Origin of the sequence: Sulfitobacter sp. S223, assembly GCF_025143825.1 — a bacterium.
GTDB lineage: Bacteria > Pseudomonadota > Alphaproteobacteria > Rhodobacterales > Rhodobacteraceae > Sulfitobacter.
This window is the reverse complement of the sequence record NZ_CP083560.1, coordinates 2,744,433-2,770,705: the sequence shown is the minus strand read 5'-3', so window position 1 is coordinate 2,770,705 and position 26,273 is coordinate 2,744,433. Positions and strand designations below refer to the sequence as shown.

The window sequence follows — 26,273 nt, the reverse complement described above, 5'->3', positions numbered from 1 at the left end:
TTTTCTTTTCGGAAGGGTGCACTCGGGCTAGGCAATGACAATAGACGGAGCCGAACCATGGAAAATTCGCTTACTACCCAAACTCTGCGCGACATACCTGATTGGCGGTATCTGTTGCAAGAATATGAAGAACTATACCGCTACCTGCCTGCTGGCGGCAGCGACCGCATTCGCAGCCACCAGCGCAAAGTCCGCGAAGCCATTGGGCGTCTGATGAGAAACAATGCCGTTGTGCAGTTACAGCCAAGAGCGGAAAAGCCGGTCACGGCTCATTTGCGCAGGGCGCTGGATGAAGGGCGACAGGGGGTGCTGGCGCCAGTGGTACGCGCGCTGGACGCAATCGATTCACAACTCAGCTGGCAATATGGCTATGAGAAAGTTCCAAAGGGGCTGGCGAACAGTTATGCCTACGCCGAGCTTGCGGGGCAGAATGGCCCGGTCGTCAGTGATGAGATCATTCTTGGCGTGGTTTTGTTCGCGCCCGCATGCACCTATCCCGCTCATGCCCACAAAGGCATCACAGAAAGCTATGTCTGCCTCTCAGGGGCGGTGTCTGAAAACCACCAAGGCGTCTACGTACCCGGATCAATGATTTTCAACCCGCCAGATCATCTGCACCGCATCACCGTAGGTGACCGCGAGCCAGCGCTGCTGGCTTATGCATGGATCGGGGATAAGGCCGTTTTGCATGAACAGAAAATGGTGTTTACGCGCCTGCGCAAATGAGCGGTCCGATCATGATCCGGGCCGCCTGCGATGCGTCGGACTATCCTTTGATATAGGTCCGCAATGCAGTTTCGAGCCACTCTGACCAGATAAGCGACAGCCAGTGGCGAATTCTCTGTTGGAAGGCCGCGTTCCGGGTCAGATCGCCTAAGATCTCGCGCTGGTTCAACCATGCGTGGGGTCTGCCTTGCAGAACCAAGGTCTACGTTCTGGCTGACGTCGTCCACCAGGCCCTGCATACGGACCATGTCGCCGGTGTTTACGGTCACGATTAAGATTGTTGTGGCGTCGCATTCTGCGGGTGTGATTCATGCAGCCTGCCAAAAGCTGACGGCGCTGGGCAGCAGTGTTTTCTTGATCGACATGGTGCCCTATTCTTACACACGTAAAGTGATTGGTGAAATTCACCATGGAGCAAGAAGTTGCGCTTTCACCATGTTGCTTCTGCGCCAGCGTAGTCAGGGCCGGATAGAGTAAGGGCAGAAGGGATCATCGTCATGGTCGGCGATCCGCAGTCCGCCCTTCAAGGTGCGGCCAGACTCAACCCATGCCGGGCTGCAGCGTGTGGCGCGCCGGTGGCGTCGCGGTAATGTGTGCCGAGAATCGAGCTGTCCGTTAAGCGGCCATTGGCGAATTCGGCCTCTCGTACAGCTTGTCAGTGATCTTCAAAATGCCAATCTTCGCCGCGCAGTTTCGTCCCTGTTATGTTTGGCTTGAAACCCGGTTCCTCCATCTTGGCGATGTAGACGTTCCTGGGTCATTGCGTTGAAATTCACGCAAGCCCTGGCACGAAATGCTGGAGGCGCGCCAACGCGACGAAGGTTTCTGTAATCAAGCCAGTGCTTTGCAGGTGGTTTGGCCGGAGAATCGATGTTCGGCATTGTCACAGGGCGTGAATCCATCGGCGCAAATGGTAGCCTAGATTTCAGTCTAGGCGACGCAGACTGGTCACGTTGATCGCAGCGTCCGACTGCGCGTACTGTGTGAGTACGGAGAGTCCGGCCTCCATCGCGGCAATTGCAACTGTTTCCATAAGTTTTGTGAAGAACAGGTCATTGAGGTGCGGGATGATCACACCGATGATGCCTGTGGATTTCGGGTTCAAGCGCGTCGCGAAGAAGTTCGGCGGGAGACGCCTATCGTTACCGATAGCTCCTCCGTTATTTTATGCGGGGTTTGTCACGATGGCGATCCCACTGTTTTGTCGGGCAATAGCATTGCAAGCTTAGTGTGCTTGTCTAAAAACCGTCAGATGCGTGAATTTTTTCAGGCTTTCCTGCCTGAAGTGTACTCCGGCATTTTTGACTGTTTTAGTTTGAACGCGATGGGGCGCAGTGTAGCTGTGGCAGTTCGCGTATTGGTCTAAAGGCGCAGATGTTTGCGTGCAGAATATATACCTCACGCGCTTCACTGCTAAGATGGCACAGTAGCTCCTCTCGAACCGAAAGTATTCTTATGGCTTGGATCAGAACAATTCCTTTTGACGCGGCGACCGGCAAGCTTAGGCAGCTTTATGAACGGGTGACCGGGCCGGGGAATAATGTCGATAATATCATGATGATGCATTCCCTTCGCCCCCACACGATGGAAGCGCATATGGCGGTGTATAAGTACATTCTGCACCACAGTGGCAACACGATACCAAAGTGGTTTCTGGAGGCCTTGGGCGTTTGGGTGTCGCATCTCAATGGGTGCGCCTACTGCGTCGAGCATCACTTCGCCGGAATGAAGAGGTTGCTGGGCGATAATTCACGATCGGTTGCCTTGCGCGACGCGATTGAAGCAGACGACATTCCGGCCATGCCTCTGGACGCGCGCCAGCATGCGGCGATGCGCTATGCGCAAAGGCTTACACAGTGCCCCGCAGATATGGTCCAGATGGATGTTGAAGCATTGCGCATGGCCGGTTGGGATGACGGCGAGATTTTGGAGATCAATCAGGTCACCGCGTATTTCTCTTACGCCAACCGCACTGTGTTGGGGCTGGGCTGTTCAACCGATGGCGATATCATCGGGCTGAGCCCGAATAATTCGGACAATCCCGACGACTGGAACCATCGCTAGAGCCAGTCGAGAATTGCTTCTGCCACCTCTTGAGGCTTTTGATGATGTAGCCAGTGGTCCACGCCTTCGATCTCTACACGGGTAAGATCGGGCGCGTATTCCTCTAAACCTTCGGTTGCCGCGGACATCAATGCTGTGTCTGCTGTGCCCCAGACCAACAAATGCGGACACCGCACTTGCAGTCGCGCGGGATCGAAGGAGAGCCCGTTAATTGCCTCGCCTTTCTGCCCCAGCTTCAAAGGTGATGCGCGGTACCAGTTGATCATCCCGCGCAGCCCAGCAGCATCGCGCCACGCAGCCTTGTAGTTCGCCAACGTTTCACCAGAAAGCCATTCCATGCCCATATGCGCCGAAAACAACCCCATGAGTTTGGCAAAGTCATCAGCTGCCAAAATGTCTTCTGATCCTTCCCGCCGCAGGAAGTGGATGTATTGTGACGCGTCTGTTTGCGGGCCGCCCTTGGCCAGCTCGCGTTGGAACGGTGCAGGATGAACGCCGTTCATAATGATCAGTTTGGACACCAGTTCAGGATGGGAGATAGCCAAGGCGTAAGCCACCGATGCGCCCCAATCATGGCCAAGCACGATCAGCGGTTCATCCCCGATCAGCGCAACCATATCCGACACCAACAGTGCAGTCTTGTACTGTTCTACTTCTGCCGGACGCCAGCTTTGCCCATAGCCGCGCTGGTCAGGCGCTATGCAATGAAACCGCGCCCCAAGCAGCGGCGCAAGATCGGCCCAAGCCCCCGAATACTCTGGGAAGCCGTGTAGCATCAACAACCGCGGCGCGTTCCGGTCGCCCCAGTGGCGGACGAAAAATTGCTCTCCGTTCAGTTCGGTCGTTTCGGTCCATTGCTCAACCATTGTCTCTCTCCCTGTTTCGACTTTCGAACCGAAGGCCCGTTGAAGTGCCGTCGCGAAATCCCCTGAACCCGTCTTCCAGATAGGCCGCCATGTCTGTGTTCTGCTTCAGGTGCAGGCCGAAAAACGCTGTCGCGTAATGTTGGGCGATGTTGTTCATCACCACCGTATCCCAGACCGGATCGCCGTAATGTTCAAACGGTGCCCAGCCAAGTTTCCCAGACACTGCGTAAGAGGCTTCCGGCGCGGGATAAGGTGCTGCGGCGTTGTGGCCTGCATGTTGAAAGCTCAGCAAGTGTCGGTCCACGCCAGTGGCCGCTTCGAAAATGTCGCGCATTGCGCCGTAGCCCGAAACGGTATCGTTGGTACCAGCCATGATAAGCGCGGGTATTTTCAGGGCCGCCAGTCCTTCGGCATCCCACATACCGTAAAGCCCACCCCAAGGTCCGATGGTGATGATTGCTTTGAAGCGGTTATCCATCAGCGCTGTATGGCTGTTTGATCCGGCCACATGCCGTTCCAACAGGCGGGCAGGTGGGGCGCGCTGAAAATCCACGGCGGTTTTGGTCAGGCCTGCACCACCCGTGATAAGCGCACCATAACCGCCCATGGAATACCCGATCAATCCGGCGTTGCTGCAATCGACAAGCGCGCCGATGTCACCGCCCATAACGCCCATGGCCGCCAATATACCGCACTGGTCAAGCGGCCTGTGCAGCAATGTGCTGCCAAAATCGGCCTGATTGTCATAGGTGCTGCCGGTGTGATCGCAAGCCGCCACAACATAGCCTTCTGCCGCGAGGCTTTCGGCGAGATGCACCATCAGATAACGGTTGCCGGGGTAGCCGTGACTGATAACCACAAGGGGCGCGCGCAGGTCCTTGGCCGCTGGCGCGTCACGACGGGCCTGACCGGCCAACACCGCGCGTGTCTCTCCGCAGCGCAGCAGGGTGTCGTAGGTCCCGCCTGATTCAGTATCCGATGTTGCCGGATACCAGATTTCCAAGGGAAGCTGGCGTTCGGCGCCATCTGGCGCACAGGTGGCCACATCCGGTTGGTCCTGCAGCGTGATCATGGTGGTGCGGACACCGATCCGGAAAGGGCCGCGGGCAGCCAGTTCCGGTGCGTAGGGCGTGATCCGATCGATGCGGGTCTGGGGAGCATCTGTATTCATGAGGCAAGCCTAAGCCGATGCTGCTGCTCCACACAATCATTGCCTCTCTAAATGACGCAACATCACAATACCGTCTGCGCAATCAATTCACGACTTTCGCCGGAGAGTTCCTGAGCATAGACAGGGACTATGAAAAAGATCATGTCTCCCCGCGGCCACGCTAAGGCTATTGCGACGCTTGGATTGCCGCTTATTGGTGGGCATCTTGCCCAAATGGCGATCGGTGTGACCGATACCGTTATGCTGGGATGGTATGGCGTAGAGGCGCTGGCTGCTGTCACGCTGGCCTCTACCTATTTCTTTGTGATCTTTATCTTTGGCTCAGGGTTTGCTTGGGCTGTGATGCCGATGGTTGCTTCTTTTCAGGCGGAAGGTGACGAGGTTTCGATCCGCCGCGCCACGCGCATGGGCTTATGGTTAAGTTTTGGATTCGCGCTGCTGGCTTTGCCGCTGATGGTCTTTGCCGCGCCAATCCTGCGCCTGTTGGGGCAGGAGGAGGACGTGGTCATCCGTGGCTCCGGTTATCTGGCTGTCGCGGGCTGGGGCATTTTGCCTGCTCTTTTTGTGATGGTTCTGAAAAGCTATCTGGCTGCGCTTGAACGGACGCAGGTGGTGCTATGGATCACCGTTTTGGCGGCGATTACCAATGCTATGGTGAACTATGCCCTGATCTTTGGCAATTGGGGCGCGCCAGAGATGGGCGTTGTCGGCGCTGCGATTGCCTCTCTTAGCACGCAGGTCGTCTCCCTTGTCGGTGTAGTACTTTATGTGCGTATTTTCGTACCGCAACATGACCTGTTTGTCCGCCTTTGGCGTGCGGATTGGGACATGCTGGCACAGGTGTTCCGCCTTGGTTGGCCTATCTCTATTACATCTCTGAGCGAAGTCGGGCTATTCGCGGCATCGGCTGTTATGATGGGCTGGCTGGGGACAATTCCGCTTGCGGCGCATGGCATCGCGGTGCAGCTCGCCTCAATCACTTTCATGGTGCATCTGGGGCTGAGCAACGCTGGTACTGTGCGGGCGGGCAATGCTTATGGGCGCAGCGATTCCGCGCATCTGGCGCGCGGCGCAGTGGTTGTGACAGCAATATCGCTCGTTTTTTCTGTCATAACCGTTTCGTTGTTTTTCCTTTTCCCGCAAGTCTTCATCGGCATCTTTATCCTGCCGGACGACCCTGCGCGGGAACAGATATTGCAGATAGGCGTCGGCATTCTGTTTATGGCAGGGCTGTTCCAGCTTGTTGACGGGACGCAGGCCATTGCTCTTGGGGTATTGCGCGGTGTGCAGGATACGCGCATGCCAATGATCTATGCCGCCATCAGCTATTGGGCCATCGGTGTACCGACGTCCTATCTGCTGGGCTTTACGCTGGGTCTTGAGGGGATCGGCGTCTGGGCGGGTCTTGGCATCGGCCTTGGTGTTGCGGCGATACTGCTGAATGTCCGCTTCTGGCGCACAGTGTTGCCCGGTATCCGCCGCCGTCAGGCTGCTGTTTAGCCCTTCATGAGCCGATCTGCCTTTTTGCGAACCAACGTGCTGCGCAAGTCGTGCATCGCAAGTAGCAAATTGTCAGTCACGGCCTCAAGCTGTTCATCCGTAGCGCGTGATTGCACCCAATGGGTTGTGCTGTTGAGGTAGTCAATCGCGCGGAAAATATCGTCGATTTCGCGGTGGGCCAGTGTTTGGGCGCGTTCCACCATCCAGTTTTTGATCGCCTCGATATCAGCGGTGCTGAGTGTACGGTCGCCGTGCGGCTTGATTTCACCGTTGCGCATATTGACCACGGCAATCTGGTCCATCTCGATCCGTCGCTGGCGGTTTTCGGTATCCAGACGAAAGACAAAGGCTCCGTTATCACGTACTCGGAAGTAATATTCTGGCAACTTTTCAGCCATCGGGTACCCTCACCGCATTGCTCTGATAAGTGGACAATATCAGTCGCACCACAGGCAAAGCCACTCATTATTAGTTAGGCGCATTTCTGTCAGTTCACGACAATAATGCAAGCGTTTGCTGAAATGCACATAGTTTACGTGGTGTCACGTGACGTGAAGGCCCCAGCGCGTCAGGCGCATGGGGCCAGTACCAGGGGTTAGTGCAACCCGGCGCAGAACGCTGTGATCCGTTTGCAGGCTTCCACCAGATTTTCATCCGACGTGGCATAGCTGATGCGGAAGTTGGGGCTGAGACCGAAAGCGGCGCCAAATACAACCGCTACACCTGTTTCTTCCAGCAAAGCGGTCGCGAAGACTTCGTCATTCTCGATCAGGGTACCTGCGGCGGTGGTTTTGCCGATCAGGCCAGATATGGAAGGATAGACGTAGAAAGCGCCTTCTGGGACCGGGCATGTGATCCCTTCGATGGCATTCAGCGCCTCGACCACCAGATTGCGGCGACGCACAAACATCTCATTGTGCGGGGCAATATAGTCCTGCGTACCGTTCAGTGCTTCGATCGCGGCATACTGGCTGATCGAGCACGGGTTCGAAGTGGACTGGGACTGAACCTTGCGCATCGCCCCTATCAGTTTTTCCGGTCCGGCCGCATACCCAATCCGCCAGCCGGTCATAGCATAGGCTTTGGATACGCCGTTCACCGTCAACGTCCGGTCGTAAAGCCTAGGCTCGACCTGAGCAGGGGTGCAAAATTTGAAGTCGTCATAGGCAAGGTGTTCGTACATGTCATCGGTCATCACCCAGACATGGGGATGACGCAAAAGCACCTCTGTCAGCGCCTTCAGTTCATCCCAGCTATAGCCCGCACCGGTCGGGTTGGAAGGAGAGTTGAATATCAGCCATTTTGTATTGGGCGTGATCGCTGCCTCTAGCTGGTCGGCGGTCATCTTAAAGTTCTGTTCGATGCCGCATTCAACGACCACAGGCGTGCCGCCGGCAAGCAGCACCATATCAGGGTAGCTGACCCAGTAAGGCGCTGGAATGATGACTTCTTCACCCGGGTTCATCGTCGCCATCAGTGCATTATAAAGCACCTGCTTGCCGCCGCTGGACACGCTGACTTGTGCGGGAACATAATCCAGCTCATTGTCTCGTTTGAGCTTGGCACAAATTGCTTGCTTAAGCTCTGGAATGCCATCCACAGCAGTGTATTTCGTTTTGCCATCCGCGATTGCAGCAACAGCCGCGTCCTTGATATTTTGGGGGGTATCAAAGTCCGGTTCGCCGGCGCCCAAACCAATCACGTCTCGGCCAGCGGCTTTGAGCTCTTGTGCTTTGGTTGTGACAGCAATTGTGGGCGATGGTTTGACGCGGGCAAGTGTACGGGAGAGCAGTTCCATTTCGGCCTCGTTGCGCTATATGTAAGTGAATCCACTCATAGGGGGTCTCCCCGCAGTTGCAAGCATTCTGCCAGCGACTGTTGAAATACACGCGCCTTTGGCGCCCAAGGAGCACGTAATGACACATTCCGACGACATGCTTGACCAAACCGACTGGTACGCGCCGGAGGCGGCGACATTCGGTGACCGCGTAGCTGCCGCGCGCGAGGCGGCAGGCATGACGCAGGCGGTACTGGCCCGAAGGCTTGGTATTCGGGTACCCACATTGCATGCGTGGGAAAATGATATGTCAGAACCACGCGCTAATCGCCTGTCGATGTTGGCAGGTTTGCTGAACGTATCAATGATGTGGTTGATCAACGGCGAAGGTGAAGGTCTGGACGGCACCGGAGAAACGGGCGTGCTGACCGAAGACGCCGCTGATATACTATCAGAGATGCGCAGCCTGCGTGTCGAGATGCTGCAAAACACCAAACGGCTTGCCCAGCTTGAAAAAAGGCTGCGCGCACTGTTGACGGAGACTTCGGATGCTTGAAATACCAACCCCACAACGCCCGCAGAATGAACCACGCGAGGTCCGGGTCAAGCGCCTTGCCATGCGCTCCATGCGGCGCGGTATCAAAGAGATGGACCTGATCCTTTCCGCCTTTGCCACAGACAGTCTGGCTGACATGAACGATGCCGATTTGGACCTGTATGATGACATGCTCAACGAGAACGATCATGACCTTTATCAGTGGGTCACCGGCCAGATTGCGCCAAAGGCACAGTATGCCGCGCTGATCTCGGACGTTCAAACGCACGTTTCTAAAGGGTAATTTCGTTAGATAGCCTTTAACGAAATCTTCTGATTTATTCTGCATTCTTCTCTCAGAGCCACACAGAGTCGGAGAGTAGTATGAGTATTCAGGATCCCATTGGTCTGCCAATCAATGAGACAACAGCCCCACCCCAAAAAGGGTTTATGACCGGGTACCTGGAGGCGCTCTCATTAGTTGAGCGGCTTCACCGGTTGTTGTTGGACGTCATCAAGGACGAGTTCGAACGCGTTGGCGTATTGGAGATCAACGCCGTGCAGGCGTTGCTGCTGTTCAATATCGGCGACAATGAAGTAACCGCCGGCGAACTGAAGAGCCGTGGTTATTACCAAGGCAGCAACGTCAGCTATAACCTCAAGAAGCTGGTTGAAATGGGATACATGCACCACCAGCGCTGCGAGATCGACCGCCGCTCGGTTCGGGTGCGGCTGACAGAGAAGGGCCGCTCTATTCGCGATGTGGTCAATGAGCTGTTTCTGCGCCATGCAGGCGGGCTTGAAGATCGCGGTGTGCTGGGGCCTGCGGGCGTGATTGAGATCACTGCGGCGCTCAAACGGGTCGAGAGGTATTGGACAGATCAGATACGCTATATCTATTGATAGCGATCACTGCGGACCTCGAATGGGGCGCTTGGAGGTCAGGCGTGCGGCGTAGCTAGGCAATGGATTGCAGCAGTCGTTGGATGGCGGAGCGCTATGCCTCCGTCAATCCAGCAAATCCCAGCTATCCTGAGCCTGCCCAATTATGGGATCTGGACCTTCGTCAAACTTTTCGCCGCCGATGGGACGTGCAAAGAGGTAAAGCTTGCCTTCATAAATGCGCCAAACCTCCGGATCGCCGTTCACGACCTTCCCGAAGGACATTGCACGGGTACAAAAGCCACCGAATTGGGGCGCGAAGTCGATTGGCGCGGCGGCAAACATGTCCGCGTTATTTTGTGAGGAAAACTGCCATGTAGCACCGCTCCATGAGACAGTGTGAGTGGCTGCGCCAGTCTGTGCCGCCGCGATCTGCCAATAGGCTGTTGTGTCGTAGCCATCAATTGCAGCGCCTACGTCATTGATCGAGACCCGCACCGTGGCAGCGCTTAGCTGAAGGGGACTAAACGCAGCAATCGCTGCACCGGATAGCATCATTTTTCTACGCGAGAAAAGCGTCATGTCGCGCCCCCCTTATTCTATTTAATCTTAAGGATCGTAGCTGATATTTTTCTGCTTTGCAGAAACATCTGCGTGAGCAACCCTGCGTCATGCTGCGGCAGCATCGTTGACACACGGCAGGCGCGGATCACAAACTTCTCCTGACCCAACAGCAAATTTGACCGGAGAATGTAATGAACACACAAAGCGCCCTACGCTCAGGTGGCTTCGACATACCTGACCCGCAAAGCCTGCCAAGCCTGAAAGGCGAGGTGAGTGAAATCGAGTGGGATTTGCGCTGCCAGCTTGCCGCCACTTACCGCCTCTGTGCCCTGCACGGTTGGACCGATCTGGTGTTCACGCATATCTCTGCACGGTTGCCTGACGAGAATGGCGAAGAGCGATTCCTGATTAACCCCTATGGCGTGATGTTCGACGAGATGACGGCGTCTTGCCTAGTCAAGATCGATCTGCACGGCAATATTTGCTCCGAAACGCCGTATTTCATCAATCCGGCCGGCTTCACCATTCACAGCGCTATTCATGCGGCGCGTCATGACGCGGGCTGCGTGATCCATGTGCATACACCATACGGCGTTGCTGTTTCCGTCCAGAACAACGGGCTGCGCCGCTACACGCAGTTTGCTATGACGGTTTCGAACGACCTTGCATATCATGACTACGAAGGCATCGCGTTGGATTTGGACGAACGGGAGCGTATCGTCGCGGATATTGGTGATAAGAGCCTTCTGATGCTGCGCAATCACGGTACGCTTACAGTTGGTCCAAACTGCGCAATTGCTTTCTTGCGGATGTATTTCCTTGAAAACGCCTGCAAGACCCAGATCCTTGCGCAGGCTGCGGGCTCTGAGAACCTGCATGAAGAACCTCAGGCGATGGCTGACACGGTGTCGGGGCAGGCGGCTGGTGCCTTCACGCCGGGGATGGGCGATAATCTGGTTTGGCCTGGTCTTATGCGCAAGCTGGCGCGCCAGAACCCCGGTCACGACCAGTAATGCTGCGCCAAGGGCCCCTGTGTCGAAGAGGTCCTTGGCTGCCTATCTCATTGAGACAATGAGCCCGTCCAGTTCGCGCAACAGCTTTCGCTCCATCGCAGCGGCGTAATCCTCAAATCCCAAAGCAACTTCGACGAAGGCATCTGGCCCGACAATGACTTCGGCGGTGAAATAGGCGCTGAGTTCGGCAATCTCGCTTTGCCGGATATCGCCGTTCGCGGGATTGTCCGCACCGATCACGAGCGCATTAATGGTGATACCTTCGGACGCCAGTGCGGGTTTGATATTGCGCGGTCGCGGTCCAAGGTTGCTTTTGCCATCGCCAGAGATGTCCAATGTGCGCCGCCAGCACTGGCCGCGCTGCGCAAGCATTTTTGCGCCAACCATCATCGCCACACCCAAGGCTGTCCCGGGTGCCGAACCTTCGCGCCGCTGAACGTTGCCGAGCACCTCTGTGACGTCCGTCAGTGTTTGCGCATCGGTGATGCGGGTCCAAGGCACCAACGTGGTCTGCTCTTGCGGTCCGCTCCATTCAAAGACCAGTAGCTCAACCGGTGCTTCAGGCTGCTCCAGCAGCGCGGCGCGCACAGCCGAGCTGTTCAATGCCGTTGCCAACCCGCTTAGCTGCAACCGGTATTCACGCGCATCCACCGAACCCGAAACATCCAACCCCAGCGCTAATGCCTGACGGCAGGTCTGTGCGACCGAAGCTTGGGCCGCACCCATCGCAAGGAGTGCAACAAGGAGCGCGGTTTTCATCCGGCGTTTCCCTGATTTTGTAACGCACCAATTGCGGGGGGTGTCAGTTCACGCTCTAATTTGCGCTGCATCGCACCTTCGTAATCCTCAAAGCCGTCTGCGACAATAAGGAAAGCACCGGGGCCGTGGATCACTTCGCCGCGATAAAATGCAATCAGACCGACTTCACCCTCGAAATCGGCAGCATTTACCACCAAACCGTTGACCGTCACATCTTCAAATGGAAACTCGCGGTAAGCACTCTGTGGCCCGAAGCCTTCGTTGCTTTGCCCATCGCCTGCCATATCCAGCGTCTTGCGCAAGCAATCCGGTCCGCGTTCCAGCAGTTGCGCCCCGAAACCCAGCGCGTAACCCATGGCCGTGGGGAAATCGTTATGACTGCGCTTGGATTGTGCCACGGTTTCTGCGGCGCGGACCAATGTTGTGCGGCTGTCAATCAGGGTCCAGTCAAGAATGATTTCCTGATTGTAGCGCCCCGACCATTCGTACACAGCCAAAGCGACAGGCAGGTCAGCAGAGAAAAACGCGGCCTCTACCTCTGGCGCAGTCAATGCGGCCACCACACCACCGCGCTGCAGCGCGTCTTCTGTTGCATCTACGGAACTGGAAACATCAATCGCCAACGCCAGTGCAAGCCGACATTCCACTGCCACCGCAGGCAGCGCGGCGAGGGTGACCCCCGCCGCAAGGCCCAGTGTGCGGATCACCAATGGCCGGTATTGCTCATAGAGGTCCATGGTTCTGCAGGTGTCAGGGCATCGCCCTCTTGGAGAAGCTCGACCGAGATGTTGTCAGGGGACCGAACGAAAGCCATGCGCCCGTCGTGGGGGGGGCGGTTTATAGTAACGCCGTTGTCCATAAGGTGCTGGCAAGTGTCATAAATGTTCTCGACCGTGTAGGCGAGGTGACCAAAGTGTCGGCTGTCTGATGGCAGCCCGTCGTCACCGTCCCAGTTATAGGTCAGCTCCACATCCGCATGGCCGTCATCCATTCCGGGAGGGCAGAGAAACACCAATGTGAACCGTCCGCCTTCATTCTCGATCCGGCGGCGCTCAACCAGCCCAAGCAGTTTGTAGAAAGCGATGGAGGCATCGAGGTCTTTGACGCGAACCATTGTGTGCAGGTATTTGATGGGCATTGCAGGGCTCCTTTATTGAGCAATGTTATCTGCCCCATATCCTAGCACTGCGCGCGCCGCTGTCGAGGCGAGGGGCGCTAAAATGCGGATGCAATTCCAACGCTCAACCCGATGCGGTTCACGTCATAAAGACCAATATTGCTGTTGGTCGTGGACGCGCTCAGGCTGACGGTGGGGTTGAAACCCATATAGTCGATCTTATTGAAGGTCGCTGTTGCCTCGGCAGCGATCTGGAATTCGCGACGCCCGTTTGGTCCGTGGGGGGTCACATCGTAATCGCGAAAGCTGGTGCTAAGCCCGAGCTGAAGCGATGTCCCCATCACCTGACGGCCCAGAAGATAGCCGGAGCGCAGGCGGATTTCATCATATTCCAAACGCTCTGTGTCCGAACTGACCGACGTGATCGCTGCGCCAAGATACAGGCCATTTCCACCAGCCAGACGTTTGCTGACGCCTCCGCTGAGGCTGAGTTGTTCCTGATCAGCCCCGCGCTGGCCGCTTCGGATGTCAGTGCTTAGGCCGAAATCAAGCTTGGTTTTGGCATTGATGTAATATGATTGCCCGACACCTGCGCGCAGATATCGCTGATACCGTGCGCCGCCGTAGAAACTTTGGCCAATATCGGCTGTCAGGCTAAATTCCCCGCGCCGGTCCGCGCGCAGTTGTTTGTAACCGTAGCCCAACTGCACCGTGCCATAGGCGAAATCTCCGCCCGACACCTCAAGCGGGACTTCGCCGCGTGCAACACGCGCCGCGTCTTCCTCCGCTAGATCGTCCTTTGCAGAATTCGACAGATGGTAGGTGCGATAGGCGAGACCGATGCGCAGATCGTGGGCTGTCCGTTCTGTTTGGTGAAAACGGTAGCGTGATTGCAACGCAAAGCCGGTCTCAAGCCCCGATAGTGCCTGGCTGGAAGCGCCAAGAGCAACCTCGCTGTCACCCAGAATGGGATTGAGAATATCATACAGCAAAGTAGAGCTGTCATTCGCCGAGCCATTATTGATGTTAGAGCTTGGCTGGAATGTAAACGTCAGATTGGTCTGCCACGGATTGCGCTGCTGGACATAGCGAAAGTCCTGTGCTGCGCGATTGGCATGTGCCTTTGTTGGTGCAACCTGTGCGGCACGGCGTAGCCAGAATTGCGCGCGCGTGCGTTTGCCGTCAGACGAAAGCGCCTGCGCCATCAACATTGATGCGGTGAATTTTTGATTGTCTGACTTGGCCAGGCGCCACGCATCACGGGCGGCCCTTTGTGCATCAGCATATTTCGCACGGGCTCTCAGCGCTTGGGAGCGGATCAGCAAGGCTGTGACATCTTGCGGATCACGCTGCAGCAACGCGTCTGCAAAGGCTAAGGCGCGGCCATAGTCCTCGTTGCGCAAATTGAGTTCCGCAGCGCGGCGCATCTGCTCGACCGACAGTTGAACGGGCGCATCACTTGTTTGCTGCGCCAACGCAACAGGCGCAGCAGTCAAAACCGCCGCGCCCAGTGCCAATGCTTTAAGCTGCTGTTTTAACAGGCTCATGGCGTAACAGGATCACCCCGATAGACGATAAATCCGCCTGTATCACGCGTGTCTGCCGCTTCCAGAACGAAGACACCGACAATTTCGCTGGCATCATCGCCAGAGACAATCGCGTAATAGTTGCCTTCTTCGTAACCGACTGTCTCGCCATCTTCGCCGCGATATTGGCTCACGATTTCACCGACCAGATCGCCACTGTCCTCAAGAACGCCCGGCCCGATCACGAATTGAGCGACCGGGATTTCGGTGAGGTTGGGAGAGATGCTGTTGGCAACCGTGCTGGTGATGTCATTGCCGGCAAGGTCATAGACGCGGCGGTTACGGATCGTTCCGTCTACACCGGCACCTTCGTCAAAGTCGTCGCTGTCGATGATAATTTCAACATCTGCCGTGGTGTACTGCAATCCGCCATCCGCATTGAAGTCACGCAAACCGGCAGATTTGCCTGTGTATCGGGCTTGCAGGGTTTCTGGCAGAACCACGGAATCGTCGCGTTGGTAGACAAACCCGCCAAAGCCATACTGGATATAGTTTCCGGTCCGGATAATCGCAAACTGGGTCGTCGCGATTTCATTCGCATCGCCCGTCCGGTTTTTGCTGGTTCCATAGACCGCGCGGTACGTAAACTGGCTGATGTCATCACCAGAGATAGGGTCCTGCGCCAGTTCTTCAGCCTCATAGACCGCAAATCGGCCAAGGCCCGCACCTTCGTGAAAGCTGCTCACGGCTTCGCCGCGCACATATGGGCCGTCACCGTCAAAGGCTAGGTTGTTTACGGTGAACGTATCATCCGCGCTGTTGTAGCTGACCGAGTTGGCGAAACCGTTGCCGTAACCCGATGCAGATGAGGAATCTACGCGCGCTTCGCTGCGAAAGATCGTGGAGCCTGCTGTGGGGGACTCTGTGCCGGGAGGCACGCCATCAACCGCGATGCCATCACCGTCGGTTTCGCCACCGGTATCGGTGCCGCCGTCTGTACCGCCGGTTGTGTCGCCATCTGTTGCAGTATCCGTTTCTTCAAACGGGTTCCCGCCGCTGCATGCAGCCAATCCCGCAATCAATGCGAGGCTAATAATTTTGTTTTTCACAGGCCTGCCCTCAAAGCATTATTCTCGTTTTAAGCAACAATCACCGTCCGGCCCCCCGTTTGTCAACGCTGGCAAAGGGGCGTTACGCATAAACGGCACTACCATGACGAAAATACAATACCCTATATGGCGTTCACGCCGACCCATACACCAGATATAGTGAAAAGCGAATCCCACGGACAGGACACATCATGCCCATCAGCCCAGAACAACAAGCCGAAATCGATGCACAGCGCGCCACGCCACAACCTACCTTGCGGGCTGTCTCTCCGGGGATGGAGGCGCATCTGTATACAGCGCACGAAGTGCTCGACCACGGGTTTATCCGCGTCATTGATTACATGGGAGATGATGCCGCCATCTGTCAGGCCGCACGCGTAAGCTACGGAAAAGGCACAAAGTCCGTTCAGAACGACGAAGGGCTGATCCGCTATCTGATGCGTCACTGGCACTCCACCCCCTTCGAGATGTGCGAAATCAAGCTGCACGTGAAACTGCCCGTTTTCGTCGCGCGCCAGTGGATTCGCCACCGGACAGCCAACGTCAACGAATACTCAGCCCGCTATTCGATTCTCGATCGTGAGTTCTATATTCCCGCGCCCGAACATGTGAATGCGCAGAGCGTGGTGAACAATCAGGGCCGCGGTGGCGTGCTGGAAGGGGCCGAAGCCGCGCGCGTGCTGGAAATCCTGAAATCCGATTCCAACCGCGCCTATGACAACTATGAGGCGATGATCGGCGAAACCGGCCCCGACGGCGAAGCACAAGACGGCCTTGCCCGCGAACTGGCCCGCATGAACCTGCCCGCCAACGTCTATACGCAATGGTACTGGAAGGTGGACCTGCACAACCTGTTCCACTTCCTGCGCCTGCGCGCGGACGAACACGCCCAATACGAAATCCGCGTCTACGCCGATGCGATCTGTAAAGTCGTCGCCGACTGGGTGCCAGCTGCTTACGGCGCGTTCGAGGACTACCGTCTGGGCGGCGCGACCCTGTCGGGCAAAGCGCTAGACTGCGTGCGCCGCATGCTGAAAGGCGAAGAGGTCACGCAGGAGAATAGCGGGATGTCGAAGGGGGAATGGCGGGAGTTTGAGGGCGCGCTTAAGTGAGCGCTGGCCGCTCAGTTCGACTTTATCTAGCGGATGGAAAAGCGACAGGTATTCTTACCGCTGAAATTATGAACTGGACTGGGCATGTCCTTGCCGCTCCTCGAACACGGTTCGAAGGCGCCTTTGCTAGGGACGAACTAAAGCGAACCGGAATCTATTTGTTGATCGGCCCTGATGATGAAGGAAGTGATCTTTTAAAGGTTTATGTGGGGGAGGGAGACGAAATTGGAAAACGTCTTTACACTCACAATAAGGAGAAAGACTTTTGGGAGAGGTTTATAGCCGTAACCAGCAAGGACATGAATTTAACTAAGGCACATGTCCGGTATCTCGAAGGGAGGCTACTGACGCTTTTGAAAGAGGCCAGAAGAGCAAAGATTGAAAACAAGGACATGCCTCAATTTAATCTGCTGCCTGAGGCGGATATTGCAGATATGGAAACTTTCCTAGAAGAAATCCAACTGGTTTTACCCGTTGTAGGTGTCGAAGTTTTCAGGAAACCGGCATCTAGTAAGCCCGCGATAAATAAGAATGCTGAAACGACAGTATTCGAAGTGAAGTTCGAGTTAATTAATGCCAAGGCTGGTATCGTTGCTCAAGCACGAGAGGATGCTGGCGATTTTATCGTCGAAGAGGGGGCTATTGGAGCGTTGCGCGAAGCAATCTCTTTCAAAGATAAGATTAAATCTGTTCGTGATGACGCTATCAGAACTGGCCAGATCACTGCGCTTGACGAAAAGAACTTTCGTGTTGAACAGGATATTTCTTTTGGCAGCCCAAGCGCTGCAGCTGTATTTCTTTTTGGTACCAGTAGAAATGGCCGGACAGATTGGCTCGTTCGGGGCCAAGGCATGAATTATGGTGCTTGGAAAGACAGCATGATCGACAAAGCTTTGATCGAATAACTCGCTAGTAGTATTGCTTTACACTTATGCCCAATTTCAGATTGGGCAGCGCCCGAAATGCCCCCGTTTTGCTAAAGGCAAACCTTCGGTTTGACGCGGGCGCTTTGCTTCCTGCCCCTCGGTTCGGGCGCGGTGTTTCTTATTGAGGGGGCTTTTGCGGGCAGCGGCTGAAAAGGCTGGACTTGATCCGGCACATTCGCAAAACTGGCCTCGATACGCCTAAAACTGAGGTTATTATGTCAAAATTCACTGGATTGGCGCTTGTCGCTGCACTTGGGCTGGCAACGATCATGCCGCAGACCGCCAGTGCCGATGCCAAAATATACCCGTATAAAACATCGCAGAATTACTGCCCCACCGGCCTTCAGCCTGTGTCGATCAACGGGGTGATTTGTTGTGGAACGCCGAACCAGCACGTCAGCTATCAGTCAGCAATGTCGCATCCCGTGGCCAAGAAAAAGGTCCACAAGGTAAAACGCAAGGCATACAAAGCACGCGCCGATTGCCCCATCGGGAAAAAAGGCTGCACATACGATTAAGCCGTTAGTCCGGCCTGTGGGCTTCCGGCGCCTTTGCAGGCGCCGGCGCAGGCATTACAGAAGCTTGAGATCTGCGGCCATCTGGCGTCCGTCACGCCCTTCGGAAAGCTCGTAGCTAACCTTTTGATCGTCCGCGAGGCCCGTCAGCCCCGAACGCTCTACAGCAGAGATGTGGACAAATACGTCATTTCCGCCCCCTTCTGGGGCGATAAACCCATAACCCTTTGTCGTATTAAACCATTTGACGGTTCCCGTTGGCATCGCTTCCGCGCCTCCTGTTCCAGTATCGTCCCGCCCGAAGACGGGGCTAGGGGCCAAGGGCATCTTGACCTCCCCGCTTAATAAATGATTGGTCAATTTTGAAAAAAATCAAGGTGGCACGCATAGTTTTTCAACAATAGCGTGTTAGCCAAACCCATCTGAGGAGTAATTAGGCGATGATCACCCTATTCGGTCTAAAGACCTGCGACACATGCCGCAAAGCCTTGAAAGCCCTGCCAAACGCGACATTTGTCGATGTGCGCGAGGCCGGAGTGCCCGACGCCGTGATGTCAAAAGCGTTCGCGCAGTTCGGTGATGCATTGCTCAACACGCGTTCAACAACGTGGCGCGGACTGGATGACGAGGCGCGTAAGGCGCCGCCGCTTGATCTGCTGGCAGCGCACCCCACGTTGATGAAACGCCCGCTTATTCAGGTCGGTGACGCATTGTTTCTGGGCTGGACCGCCCAGACACAAGAGGCCGTGCAAAACGCGATCTAGGCGCGGGGGCGCAGGGCGCGGTCGAATGACAACGGGCCTGCACCTTTGATCACGATGACCAGCAGGGCAAAAATCCAAAGCGCGCGCTGGTCCATGATAACTCCGTCTGGAAAGCGGTCAAACCAGGCGCCCAACACTTTTGGGTCGCCCCAGCCTCCGTGGCCATAAAGGTCTGTCAGCGACTGCAGCACGACGAAACCGATCATGCCAAGCGCCGCAAGGCGGGTGAACAGGCCCAGCACAATTAGGGCGGGTAGGATGAACTCTGCCCAAGTTCCGGCAAGGACGAACAGCTTGTGCAGGACCGTGAACTGATCAGTGTCATATCCCACCGCCTCCATCATCCGCGGAAAGATCTGGACGTAAGCCCCTGTAGAGGGGGAGAAAATACCCAACAGCCCATCACCCAACTTGGTCAGGCCCGAGATCCAGAAATACATCAGCAGGATAGCGGCGAACAGGAGCCGCGCCAGTGTTGGCAGCACCCAGTCGGCGCGGTCCAGCGTATCGGTGAGTGAGCGGTAGGTATTTAGGAGAGCAGTCATATTGTGTCCTTGTCCGGGCTGCAAAAGGCATGAGCTTGGAGGGCGACAGCCAATGTGGCGGCAAAATCGAAATCGGGTGCGGCGGCTGTTGCCGTCTCGATCGCTTGGCCGAGCGGTTGTGTTTCTAAGGCCCTAAGCCATGTCGCCGCGCCAATGGGGAGCAGATGCACTTCAGGGTCAAAAGCAGGGCGCGTAATCAGGACCGCTTGGCCAATGGCGCGCGGTTTGGGGGCGTCTGTTTCTGTGGCACGCCGCCAGAGATCATGGACCGGCCAGCGTGAGCGGATAAGACGCGTTGCAGGAGCAAGGCGCAGCTCAAGCGTCGAAAGCGTTTCTGGCGGTTGTTGGAGGCTTTCAGGGTCGAAAGCGGTTGCATCTGCGGCGTGATACGACGCACGCAACGCCAGATCCAGATGCGCGACATCTGACAGGTATCCAAGATGCGAAAGGGGTGCGAACCCCTCAAGGAAGGCCGGAAAATCAGCGCCGTAATGCATCATCAACGGAGAGTGCGGCGGATGTTCGCGAACAAAAACAGGCGCAAGCGTGTCAAAGTTCTGTTGGCCTAACAAGGCCCGCACAGTTGGAAACGCCGACTTCATGGTATCAACCAGCGAGACGGTTACATTATTGCGATAAACGTTATACCGGCGACCAGCGGGCGATCCCAACGGGTCAACCAGGCCTTCGGGCACAGGGGCATCGGCATCAAGTAGTGCCGCGCGAAAAAGGGACTGAGTGACTTGCATCAGGTCACCTCTGCTCCTGCAAGGCAGGTGGCGGCGCGGTCGGCTTCGGCACGCAGCGTCGGCCAATCGGGTACATCTGTGTCCCACTCTACTAGAACAGGCTTCGGACCCGTTTGTTGTAGGGTGTACTCAAGCAGGCACCAAACAGGATCTACGACTGGCGCGCCGTGACTGTCGATCAGCAGCGGGGCTCCGGCGTCATCATGATCTTCGTCGTGTCCGCCGACATGAATCTCGGCCACAGCCGCAAGCGGATAAGCATCAATATAGGCTTGTGGGCTCAGGTTCAGGTTTGTGGATGAGATGAATACATTGTTCACATCCAGCAACAAGCCACAGCCGGTCTTCTGGACAAGTGCATCCAGAAAGTTGGTTTCAGAGAAGGTGCTTTCAGCAAAGGCGAGATAGCTGGACGGGTTTTCAAGCAGCATCTCGCGGCCAAGCGTCTCTTGTACCTGATCTATGTGATCGGCGACCCGGTTCAACGTTGCTTGGGTATAGGGTAAGGGCAGCAAGTCATTCAGGAACTCGGCACCATGCGTGGACCATGCCAGATGTTCGGAAAAGCTTGATGGATTGCTTCTGTCTAAAAGGATTTTCAACCGCTTCAAATGCTCGCGGTCTAACGGCGCTTCACCGCCAATGGACAGGCCGACACCGTGAACAGACAGGGCCAGATGTTCTGACAACGCACGTAGCTGGGCATGGGGCCGCCCACCGTCACCCATATAGTTTTCGGCATGAACTTCAATCCAGGTCACCGGTGCAGGTGACGCCATCAGATCATTGAAATGTTGGGGTTTGTAGCCCACGCCAACGCCATTTGGCAGTGGTCGCGCGGGGGAGGATTGGTCAAACATAGCAATGCACTCCTTATCCGGCAGAGGGGGCAGGGCCCTTCATTCGCGTCGGGCCCTGCGGATTGCGTGGCGTTATGCCGGCAGATCGCGTTCCAGAGCTTCCAGAGAACCTGCGCGTTCTGTGCCATCAGCCATAGCAGGCAGTTCGATGGCTTCGCAGGTGCCCTCATCGACCAATGTCCATGCGTTGCCCTGATAATCGGTGACGGATGTGCCTGCGCAGGTCGTGCCGGGGCCTGCGGCGCAGTCATTCTTCCCTGCGAGCGACACGCCGTAGCATTTTTCTTTGGAGGCGGCATTGGCTGTGGTTGCGACGCTTGTCATCGAAGCTGCAACAGCACCGGCAATGGCGAGTGTTTTCATGGTTGTGGACATCAGGTCTCTCCCTTTTTTGAGGTCGTGGTGAATATCGGTAGGTTCAGTTAAGCAGGACCGCTGCGGTAAATCTACTCACGAGGCAGTGTGTCACAGGTGTGTTAGATTTTTTGTGTTGAATGGGGCCAGTTGATCACGAAAAATCTGCGTTTTGAAACAAAAAGGGGGGCACAAGGCCCCCCGTCTGCGTCAATTGTTACAAAAAATCCGGTGGTGTCGCTTCGGTTTTCAGGGCCGCTGTAACATCACTGAGCGCCTGAACCGAGGTCTGCTTTTCCCCCAGGCGGCGGACCGAAACAGTGCGTTCCTCAACCTCACGGTTGCCGACGGCCAGAATGACCGGAACCTTGCCAACCGAATGTTCACGCACTTTGTAGTTGATCTTCTCGTTGCGAATGTCTGCTTCGGCGCGCACACCTGCTGCTGTCAGCTCTGCCACAACTTCGCGGACATAATCATCCGCATCCGAGGTGATAGAGGCAACGACAACCTGACGCGGTGCAAGCCAGAACGGCAGCTTGCCTGCGTGCTCTTCGATCAAAATGCCGATGAAACGCTCGAACGATCCCAGTGTTGCGCGGTGCAACATAACAGGGCGGTGTTTGCCCCCGTCCGCACCGATATATGTGCTATCGAGGCGTTCAGGCATTACAAAGTCAACCTGATGGGTGCCGCACTGCCAGTCGCGCCCGATAGCATCGGTCAAAACAAACTCCAGCTTGGGTCCGTAGAACGCGCCTTCGCCGGGGTTAATCTCTGGCTCGATCCCCGCTTTGCGGGTTGCTGACAAAAGGGCTGCTTCCGCCTTGTCCCACACTTCGTCGCTGCCTGCGCGCGTCTCTGGACGGTCAGAGAACTTCACTTTGAAGTTCTCGAAACCGAGGTCTTTGTAGATTGCCGACAGGAATTCGATATAGATCGCGGTTTCTTCTTCGACCTGATCTTCACGACAGAAGATGTGTCCATCGTCCTGCGTAAAGCCGCGTACGCGCATGATACCGTGCAGCGCGCCCGATGGCTCATACCGGTTGCACGAACCGAATTCGGCCATGCGCAGCGGCAGATCGCGGTAGGATTTGAGGCCCTGGTTAAAGATCTGTACGTGGCAAGGGCAGTTCATCGGCTTGAGCGCGTTGACTGTCTTTTCACGGGCATGCTCTTCGTCGACTTCAACGATGAACATGTTTTCCTGATACTTTTCCCAGTGACCGGAGGCTTCCCACAGCTTGCGATCAACGACCTGAGGCGTGTTCACTTCTACATAGCCGCCTGCGCGCTGTTTGCGGCGCATGTAATCTTGAAGCTGGGTGTAGATCATCCAGCCGTTGGGGTGCCAGAAAACCTGTCCGGGCGCTTCTTCCTGCATGTGGAACAGGTCCATTTCGCGGCCCAGCTTGCGGTGGTCGCGCTTGGCTGCTTCTTCCAGCATGTTCAGGTGGGCCTTCAGCTTTTCCTTGCCGGTGAAGGCAACGCCGTAGATGCGCTGCAGCATTGCGCGGTTGCTGTCGCCACGCCAGTAGGCGCCTGCAATGCTCATCAGTTTGAAGGCGTCACCGGGCAATTGGCCGGTATGTTGCAGGTGTGGACCACGGCACAGATCTTGCCAGTAGCCATGCCAATACATGCGCAAAGGCTCGTCGCCGGGGATGGCTTCGATCAGCTCGACTTTGTATGGCTCGCCCAGATCTTCGTAGTGCTTGATCGCGCGGGGACGGTCCCAGACCTCTGTGCGGACGGGGTCGCGGGCATTGATGATCTCTTTCATCTTCTTTTCGATCAGGCCAAGGTCTTCGGGTGTGAAAGGTTCCTTGCGGTCAAAGTCATAGTACCAGCCATCCTTGATGACAGGGCCGATGGTGACTTTGGTGTCGGGCCAGATATCCTGAACGGCACGTGCCATGACGTGTGCCAGATCATGGCGGACCAGCTCGTTGGCTTGCTCTTCGTCGGCCATGGTATGAATGGCGATTGAGGCGTCCTCTTTGATCGGCCATGCCAGATCGAAGTGCGCTCCGTTGACGGTGGCGCTGATGGCTTTCTTGCCAAGAGATTTGGAGATGTCGGCCGCGACCTCGCCCGCAGTGATACCTGCGTCGTAGTGTCGTGCGTTGCCATCGGGAAGGGTCAGTGCGATCTGGGCCATGCGGGCCTCCTCGTCAGTTTGGCGCCTACGAGACGCCCGGTTGCGGGTTATGTGGATGCGTATTTGACGGTCCGCGCGCGTGGCGTCAAGAGGCGGTGCTGCGCAAAGGGGGCAGACGGACCGATAGTGTTAAATGTACCAGCGCGACCGCAGCGCCAATGCCTGCGGCGATCCCCAAGGATTTCAACCCGTATCCTGCAATCATTCCGCCACCGATGGCCGATCCGATTGCGGCACCAAGATAAATTGCCGCAGCATTAAGCGCGAGGACAACAGGCGCGCGGTGTCCGGCCAGCCCGATTAACCGCCCTTGCTGTGCGGCCATAAAAGACCAGCTGCACATGGCCCAAAGGAAGACCAACACAAACAATTGCCCTAGGCTTAGCGGTAATAGCGAGAACATGGGCATCAGGCACATCTGCGCCAGGCACAGACCCGTCAGGGTCACGCGCCAGCCGAAACGGTCTGACAAAAAGCCCCCCATGATGTTGCCTGGAACTGCGCCCAGTCCAGAGATCACAAGGATGAGAGTAATACCGTCACGCCCGAATGCCATCGTCTCTGCCAGCAGCGGCGCGATATAGGTAAACAGGATGTACTGTGATCCGATAAAGGTACCGGTGAAGCCGATGGCCAGCATCAGTCTGCCTTCACGCATCACATCACGCAGGTCGCGTAAGGAGACGGGCTGGAAGCGCAGCCCGACAGGCACCCGCGTCCAGATCAGCCACATGCAGGGCAATGCCAGTGCAAAAACCAGCCAAAGCGCCCACCGCCAGCCAAACGTGTACCCGACCCAGCTGCCCGCTGGTACGCCTACCACCTGACTGATGGTCAGACCGAAGAACACTGCCGCCAACACACGTGCACGCTGCGCAACCGGATAGAGACCAGCTCCAACGGCCGCGGCGAGTGGTGTAAAAATTCCGGCACCTGCGGCGGCCAGAACCCGTGCCACGCTGAGCACGGTGAAATTCGGGGCAAGTGCGGAAAGGGCGGCGGCGAAGGCAAACATGCCAAAGGCTGCGGCCATCACCCGTCTGCGGCCCACAGTTCCAGTCATGGCAACAAGCAGGGGCGAAAGGATCGCATAGGCCACAGCGTAGACTGTCATCAATTGGCCCGCCTGCGCTGGGCTGCGCCCCAGATCAGCACCTAGCGGCTCCAGCATGCCGATGATCACAAAGGCACCGATCCCGATGATAAAGTTACAGGCGGAAAGAGTTGGGATCAAAAGGCGATCTGGCGGCGTTGTATCCATGCAAAATGGTGTATCATTAAACAATACCCCTGCAAGAGACAGCGCCAGAGCTGACAATGTGCCGTTACGGCACAGCCAGATGAAAAGTAGACCAAAGGACCCGACCGCCATGCAGCAGAACACTACCCAAAAAGCTTTCAAGGCGATTTCTGGCGCGGAAGAACCTGCCGACAGTCTCAGCGAAGAGGCGCAAAAGGCAGAGGCGGCAAATGGTTTGCGGCACGCCGCCTCCCTGAGCATGACAAAGGTTGCGGACGGTCTGATTGACCCCAAGCTCGTGCTTAGCTGGCTGCTGACATCGCTTGGCGCACCTGCTGTTTATGCCGGTGCCTTGGTGCCGCTGCGCGAAGGCGGTGCGCTATTGCCGCAGATCGCAATGGCAGGCTGGGTTCAAAACATGAAACATCGCAAATGGGCGTGGGTCATCGGCTCTGCCGGACAAGGCCTGTGCGCGGGCCTGATCGTTCTGGCCGCGCTTAGTCTGGAGGGTGCTGCGGCCGGTCTGGCCATTTGTGGGGCACTTGCTGCATTGGCACTTTTTCGGGCGCTCTGCTCTGTTTCTTACAAGGACATTTTAGGTAAGACCGTCGGGCAGGCACGTCGCGGGTCTGTGACGGGTCTTGCCGGTTCCGTCTCTTCCGTCGGTGTGCTGGTTTTTGCAGGGCTTCTGATTTCAGGTATTCTGCAAGAACGCGGTGCGGTTATTGCGGCGATTGGCCTTGCAGCCGCGCTTTGGGGCCTTGCGGCAGCACTGTTTACGACGCTGAAGGAAGAGCCGAGCGAAGCCAAAGGCGGAATTAAGGCGTCGTTCTCAGTGCTTAAGGACAATCCGGTTCTCTGGCGCTTTATTATCGTGCGGGGTCTGCTTGTATCGACGGCGCTTGCACCGCCGTATTTTGTCATTCTGGGCGGCGAGGACGGTGGTTCGCTTGGCGCATTGGGTGCCTTGGTGCTTGCCTCGGCGGCAGCGTCCTTGATCAGCTCTTATGTCTGGGGGCGCCTGTCTGATCAATCCAGCCGCCGCGTCCTGATGCTTACGGGGATTTGTGGTGCGCTGGCTATTGGCCTTGCCATCGTGTTTGCCCAAGCCGGGCTGGCCCAGACGGTCTGGGCTATGCCGGTTGCGCTATTTGCGTTGATGATTGCCTATCACGGTGTGCGACAGGGGCGCTCAACCTATTTGGTCGATATTTCGCCCGCCGACGAACGCTCAGCTTATGCGGCTGTGGCCAATACTGTGATCGGTGTGCTTTTGCTGGTGGCGGGTGTCGCTGGTGGGGGGGCCGCGCTGTTCGGTCCTCAGGTTGTGCTGGTATTATTTGCAGGGATGGCTTTGGCCGGAACGGTGGTGGCAAAAGGTCTGCCAGAGGCGGAGAGCGCTTGAACGCTGTGCACGACTGAGGCATTATCGGTG

Annotated in this window: 31 protein-coding genes; 13 read left to right on the top strand and 18 right to left on the bottom strand. The window is 56.5% G+C overall.

What is annotated here, in order from left to right:
- The first annotated feature begins 57 nt into the window (after window positions 1–57).
- Window positions 58–726, top strand: a complete 669-nt coding sequence (locus tag K3757_RS13230; protein ID WP_259996184.1) for a dimethylsulfoniopropionate lyase — start codon at window positions 58–60, stop codon at window positions 724–726.
- Window positions 727–972: 246 nt separating this feature from the next.
- Window positions 973–1,203, top strand: coding sequence for a hypothetical protein (locus K3757_RS13225; RefSeq protein WP_259996183.1), 231 nt, complete (start codon window positions 973–975; stop codon window positions 1,201–1,203).
- Between the two features lie 448 nt (window positions 1,204–1,651).
- Here the strand turns inward: K3757_RS13225 and K3757_RS13220 are convergent, their stop codons facing one another.
- Entirely contained in the window at window positions 1,652–1,831 is a 180-nt protein-coding gene (locus K3757_RS13220; RefSeq protein WP_259996182.1) for a hypothetical protein, read from the bottom strand.
- Between the two features lie 350 nt (window positions 1,832–2,181).
- Between K3757_RS13220 and K3757_RS13215 the strand changes: the two genes are divergently transcribed.
- Window positions 2,182–2,790, top strand: a complete 609-nt coding sequence (locus K3757_RS13215) for a carboxymuconolactone decarboxylase family protein (RefSeq protein ID WP_259996181.1) — start codon at window positions 2,182–2,184, stop codon at window positions 2,788–2,790.
- Here the strand turns inward: K3757_RS13215 and K3757_RS13210 are convergent.
- Window positions 2,787–3,656, bottom strand: a complete 870-nt coding sequence (locus tag K3757_RS13210) for an alpha/beta fold hydrolase (protein WP_259996180.1) — start codon at window positions 3,654–3,656, stop codon at window positions 2,787–2,789. The genes K3757_RS13215 and K3757_RS13210 overlap by 4 nt on opposite strands.
- Window positions 3,649–4,827, bottom strand: coding sequence for a dienelactone hydrolase (locus K3757_RS13205; RefSeq protein ID WP_259996179.1), 1,179 nt, complete (start codon window positions 4,825–4,827; stop codon window positions 3,649–3,651). The genes K3757_RS13210 and K3757_RS13205 overlap by 8 nt, the downstream gene beginning before the upstream one ends.
- A gap of 129 nt (window positions 4,828–4,956) precedes the next feature.
- Here K3757_RS13205 and K3757_RS13200 point away from each other — a divergent pair, with 129 nt between their 5' ends.
- A complete protein-coding gene (locus K3757_RS13200) occupies window positions 4,957–6,327 on the top strand; it encodes an MATE family efflux transporter (protein ID WP_259996178.1) in 1,371 nt (456 codons plus the stop codon).
- Here K3757_RS13200 and K3757_RS13195 read toward each other — a convergent pair.
- Window positions 6,324–6,725 (bottom strand): hypothetical protein, encoded by a 402-nt coding sequence (locus tag K3757_RS13195; protein ID WP_259996175.1) that lies wholly within the window; start codon window positions 6,723–6,725, stop codon window positions 6,324–6,326. The two genes, K3757_RS13200 and K3757_RS13195, sit on opposite strands and share 4 nt — an antisense overlap.
- Before the next feature lie 197 nt (window positions 6,726–6,922).
- Window positions 6,923–8,125 (bottom strand): pyridoxal phosphate-dependent aminotransferase, encoded by a 1,203-nt coding sequence (locus K3757_RS13190; protein ID WP_259996173.1) that lies wholly within the window; start codon window positions 8,123–8,125, stop codon window positions 6,923–6,925.
- Window positions 8,126–8,261: 136 nt separating this feature from the next.
- Here K3757_RS13190 and K3757_RS13185 point away from each other — a divergent pair, with 136 nt between their 5' ends.
- From K3757_RS13185 to K3757_RS13175, 3 genes are all read left to right on the top strand, one after another.
- Window positions 8,262–8,660 carry a helix-turn-helix transcriptional regulator gene (locus K3757_RS13185; protein WP_260001276.1) on the top strand — a complete coding sequence of 133 codons (399 nt, stop codon included), beginning with the start codon at window positions 8,262–8,264 and terminating at the stop codon, window positions 8,658–8,660.
- On the top strand, window positions 8,653–8,943 hold the full coding sequence (locus K3757_RS13180) for a succinate dehydrogenase assembly factor 2 (RefSeq protein ID WP_259996171.1): 291 nt from the start codon (window positions 8,653–8,655) through the stop codon (window positions 8,941–8,943). The genes K3757_RS13185 and K3757_RS13180 overlap by 8 nt, the downstream gene beginning before the upstream one ends.
- Before the next feature lie 80 nt (window positions 8,944–9,023).
- The gene (locus tag K3757_RS13175) at window positions 9,024–9,542 is read left to right on the top strand and encodes a MarR family winged helix-turn-helix transcriptional regulator (protein WP_259996170.1); all 519 of its coding nucleotides are present in this window, start codon (window positions 9,024–9,026) and stop codon (window positions 9,540–9,542) included.
- 105 nt (window positions 9,543–9,647) lie between these two features.
- On the opposite strand, the gene K3757_RS13170 is transcribed toward K3757_RS13175, so the two are convergent.
- Window positions 9,648–10,103 carry a YHS domain-containing (seleno)protein gene (locus tag K3757_RS13170; RefSeq protein ID WP_259996169.1) on the bottom strand — a complete coding sequence of 152 codons (456 nt, stop codon included), beginning with the start codon at window positions 10,101–10,103 and terminating at the stop codon, window positions 9,648–9,650.
- A gap of 173 nt (window positions 10,104–10,276) precedes the next feature.
- On the opposite strand from K3757_RS13170, the gene K3757_RS13165 reads away from it, so the two are divergent.
- The gene (locus K3757_RS13165; RefSeq protein WP_259996168.1) at window positions 10,277–11,098 is read left to right on the top strand and encodes a class II aldolase/adducin family protein; all 822 of its coding nucleotides are present in this window, start codon (window positions 10,277–10,279) and stop codon (window positions 11,096–11,098) included.
- Window positions 11,099–11,140: 42 nt separating this feature from the next.
- Here K3757_RS13165 and K3757_RS13160 read toward each other — a convergent pair whose 3' ends face one another.
- The 5 genes from K3757_RS13160 to K3757_RS13140 all read right to left on the bottom strand — a co-directional run bounded on the left by K3757_RS13160 (window position 11,141) and on the right by K3757_RS13140 (window position 15,609).
- Window positions 11,141–11,857, bottom strand: a complete 717-nt coding sequence (locus tag K3757_RS13160; protein ID WP_259996167.1) for a DUF1194 domain-containing protein — start codon at window positions 11,855–11,857, stop codon at window positions 11,141–11,143.
- Window positions 11,854–12,594: a DUF1194 domain-containing protein gene (locus K3757_RS13155; protein WP_259996166.1), complete on the bottom strand. Its 741-nt coding sequence runs from the start codon at window positions 12,592–12,594 to the stop codon at window positions 11,854–11,856. Before K3757_RS13155 ends, K3757_RS13160 begins: the two co-directional genes overlap by 4 nt.
- Window positions 12,561–12,995 carry a VOC family protein gene (locus tag K3757_RS13150; RefSeq protein ID WP_259996165.1) on the bottom strand — a complete coding sequence of 145 codons (435 nt, stop codon included), beginning with the start codon at window positions 12,993–12,995 and terminating at the stop codon, window positions 12,561–12,563. The genes K3757_RS13155 and K3757_RS13150 overlap by 34 nt, the downstream gene beginning before the upstream one ends.
- Window positions 12,996–13,072: 77 nt before the next feature.
- Complete coding sequence (locus tag K3757_RS13145) at window positions 13,073–14,521, bottom strand: surface lipoprotein assembly modifier (protein WP_259996164.1); 1,449 nt, start codon at window positions 14,519–14,521, stop codon at window positions 13,073–13,075.
- Complete coding sequence (locus tag K3757_RS13140; protein ID WP_259996163.1) at window positions 14,518–15,609, bottom strand: hypothetical protein; 1,092 nt, start codon at window positions 15,607–15,609, stop codon at window positions 14,518–14,520. Before K3757_RS13140 ends, K3757_RS13145 begins: the two co-directional genes overlap by 4 nt.
- 191 nt (window positions 15,610–15,800) lie before the next feature.
- Here K3757_RS13140 and thyX point away from each other — a divergent pair, with 191 nt between their 5' ends.
- From thyX to K3757_RS13125, 3 genes are all read left to right on the top strand, one after another.
- A complete protein-coding gene (thyX, locus tag K3757_RS13135; protein ID WP_259996162.1) occupies window positions 15,801–16,721 on the top strand; it encodes an FAD-dependent thymidylate synthase in 921 nt (306 codons plus the stop codon).
- Window positions 16,718–17,626: a GIY-YIG nuclease family protein gene (locus K3757_RS13130; protein ID WP_259996161.1), complete on the top strand. Its 909-nt coding sequence runs from the start codon at window positions 16,718–16,720 to the stop codon at window positions 17,624–17,626. Before thyX ends, K3757_RS13130 begins: the two co-directional genes overlap by 4 nt.
- Before the next feature lie 236 nt (window positions 17,627–17,862).
- Window positions 17,863–18,165 (top strand): hypothetical protein, encoded by a 303-nt coding sequence (locus K3757_RS13125; RefSeq protein ID WP_259996160.1) that lies wholly within the window; start codon window positions 17,863–17,865, stop codon window positions 18,163–18,165.
- Window positions 18,166–18,219: 54 nt separating this feature from the next.
- Here K3757_RS13125 and K3757_RS13120 read toward each other — a convergent pair whose 3' ends face one another.
- Window positions 18,220–18,426, bottom strand: coding sequence for a cold-shock protein (locus tag K3757_RS13120; RefSeq protein ID WP_260001273.1), 207 nt, complete (start codon window positions 18,424–18,426; stop codon window positions 18,220–18,222).
- 179 nt (window positions 18,427–18,605) lie between these two features.
- On the opposite strand from K3757_RS13120, the gene K3757_RS13115 reads away from it, so the two are divergent.
- The gene (locus tag K3757_RS13115; protein ID WP_260001271.1) at window positions 18,606–18,926 is read left to right on the top strand and encodes an ArsC/Spx/MgsR family protein; all 321 of its coding nucleotides are present in this window, start codon (window positions 18,606–18,608) and stop codon (window positions 18,924–18,926) included.
- Here the strand turns inward: K3757_RS13115 and K3757_RS13110 are convergent.
- From K3757_RS13110 to K3757_RS13085, 6 genes are all read right to left on the bottom strand, one after another.
- Window positions 18,923–19,471: a DoxX family protein gene (locus K3757_RS13110; protein WP_259996159.1), complete on the bottom strand. Its 549-nt coding sequence runs from the start codon at window positions 19,469–19,471 to the stop codon at window positions 18,923–18,925. The genes K3757_RS13115 and K3757_RS13110 overlap by 4 nt on opposite strands.
- Window positions 19,468–20,220 (bottom strand): DNA-binding domain-containing protein, encoded by a 753-nt coding sequence (locus K3757_RS13105; RefSeq protein WP_259996158.1) that lies wholly within the window; start codon window positions 20,218–20,220, stop codon window positions 19,468–19,470. The genes K3757_RS13110 and K3757_RS13105 overlap by 4 nt, the downstream gene beginning before the upstream one ends.
- Entirely contained in the window at window positions 20,220–21,080 is an 861-nt protein-coding gene (locus tag K3757_RS13100; protein WP_259996157.1) for a DUF692 domain-containing protein, read from the bottom strand. The genes K3757_RS13105 and K3757_RS13100 overlap by 1 nt, the downstream gene beginning before the upstream one ends.
- Before the next feature lie 72 nt (window positions 21,081–21,152).
- Window positions 21,153–21,455, bottom strand: coding sequence for a DUF2282 domain-containing protein (locus K3757_RS13095; RefSeq protein ID WP_259996156.1), 303 nt, complete (start codon window positions 21,453–21,455; stop codon window positions 21,153–21,155).
- A 196-nt stretch (window positions 21,456–21,651) separates the two neighbouring features.
- Window positions 21,652–23,598 (bottom strand): threonine--tRNA ligase, encoded by a 1,947-nt coding sequence (gene thrS / locus K3757_RS13090; protein WP_259996155.1) that lies wholly within the window; start codon window positions 23,596–23,598, stop codon window positions 21,652–21,654.
- 85 nt (window positions 23,599–23,683) lie between these two features.
- The gene (locus tag K3757_RS13085) at window positions 23,684–24,859 is read right to left on the bottom strand and encodes an MFS transporter (protein WP_259996154.1); all 1,176 of its coding nucleotides are present in this window, start codon (window positions 24,857–24,859) and stop codon (window positions 23,684–23,686) included.
- Window positions 24,860–24,968: 109 nt separating this feature from the next.
- Here K3757_RS13085 and K3757_RS13080 point away from each other — a divergent pair, with 109 nt between their 5' ends.
- Entirely contained in the window at window positions 24,969–26,243 is a 1,275-nt protein-coding gene (locus K3757_RS13080) for an MFS transporter (RefSeq protein WP_259996153.1), read from the top strand.
- Window positions 26,244–26,273: the final 30 nt, after the last annotated feature.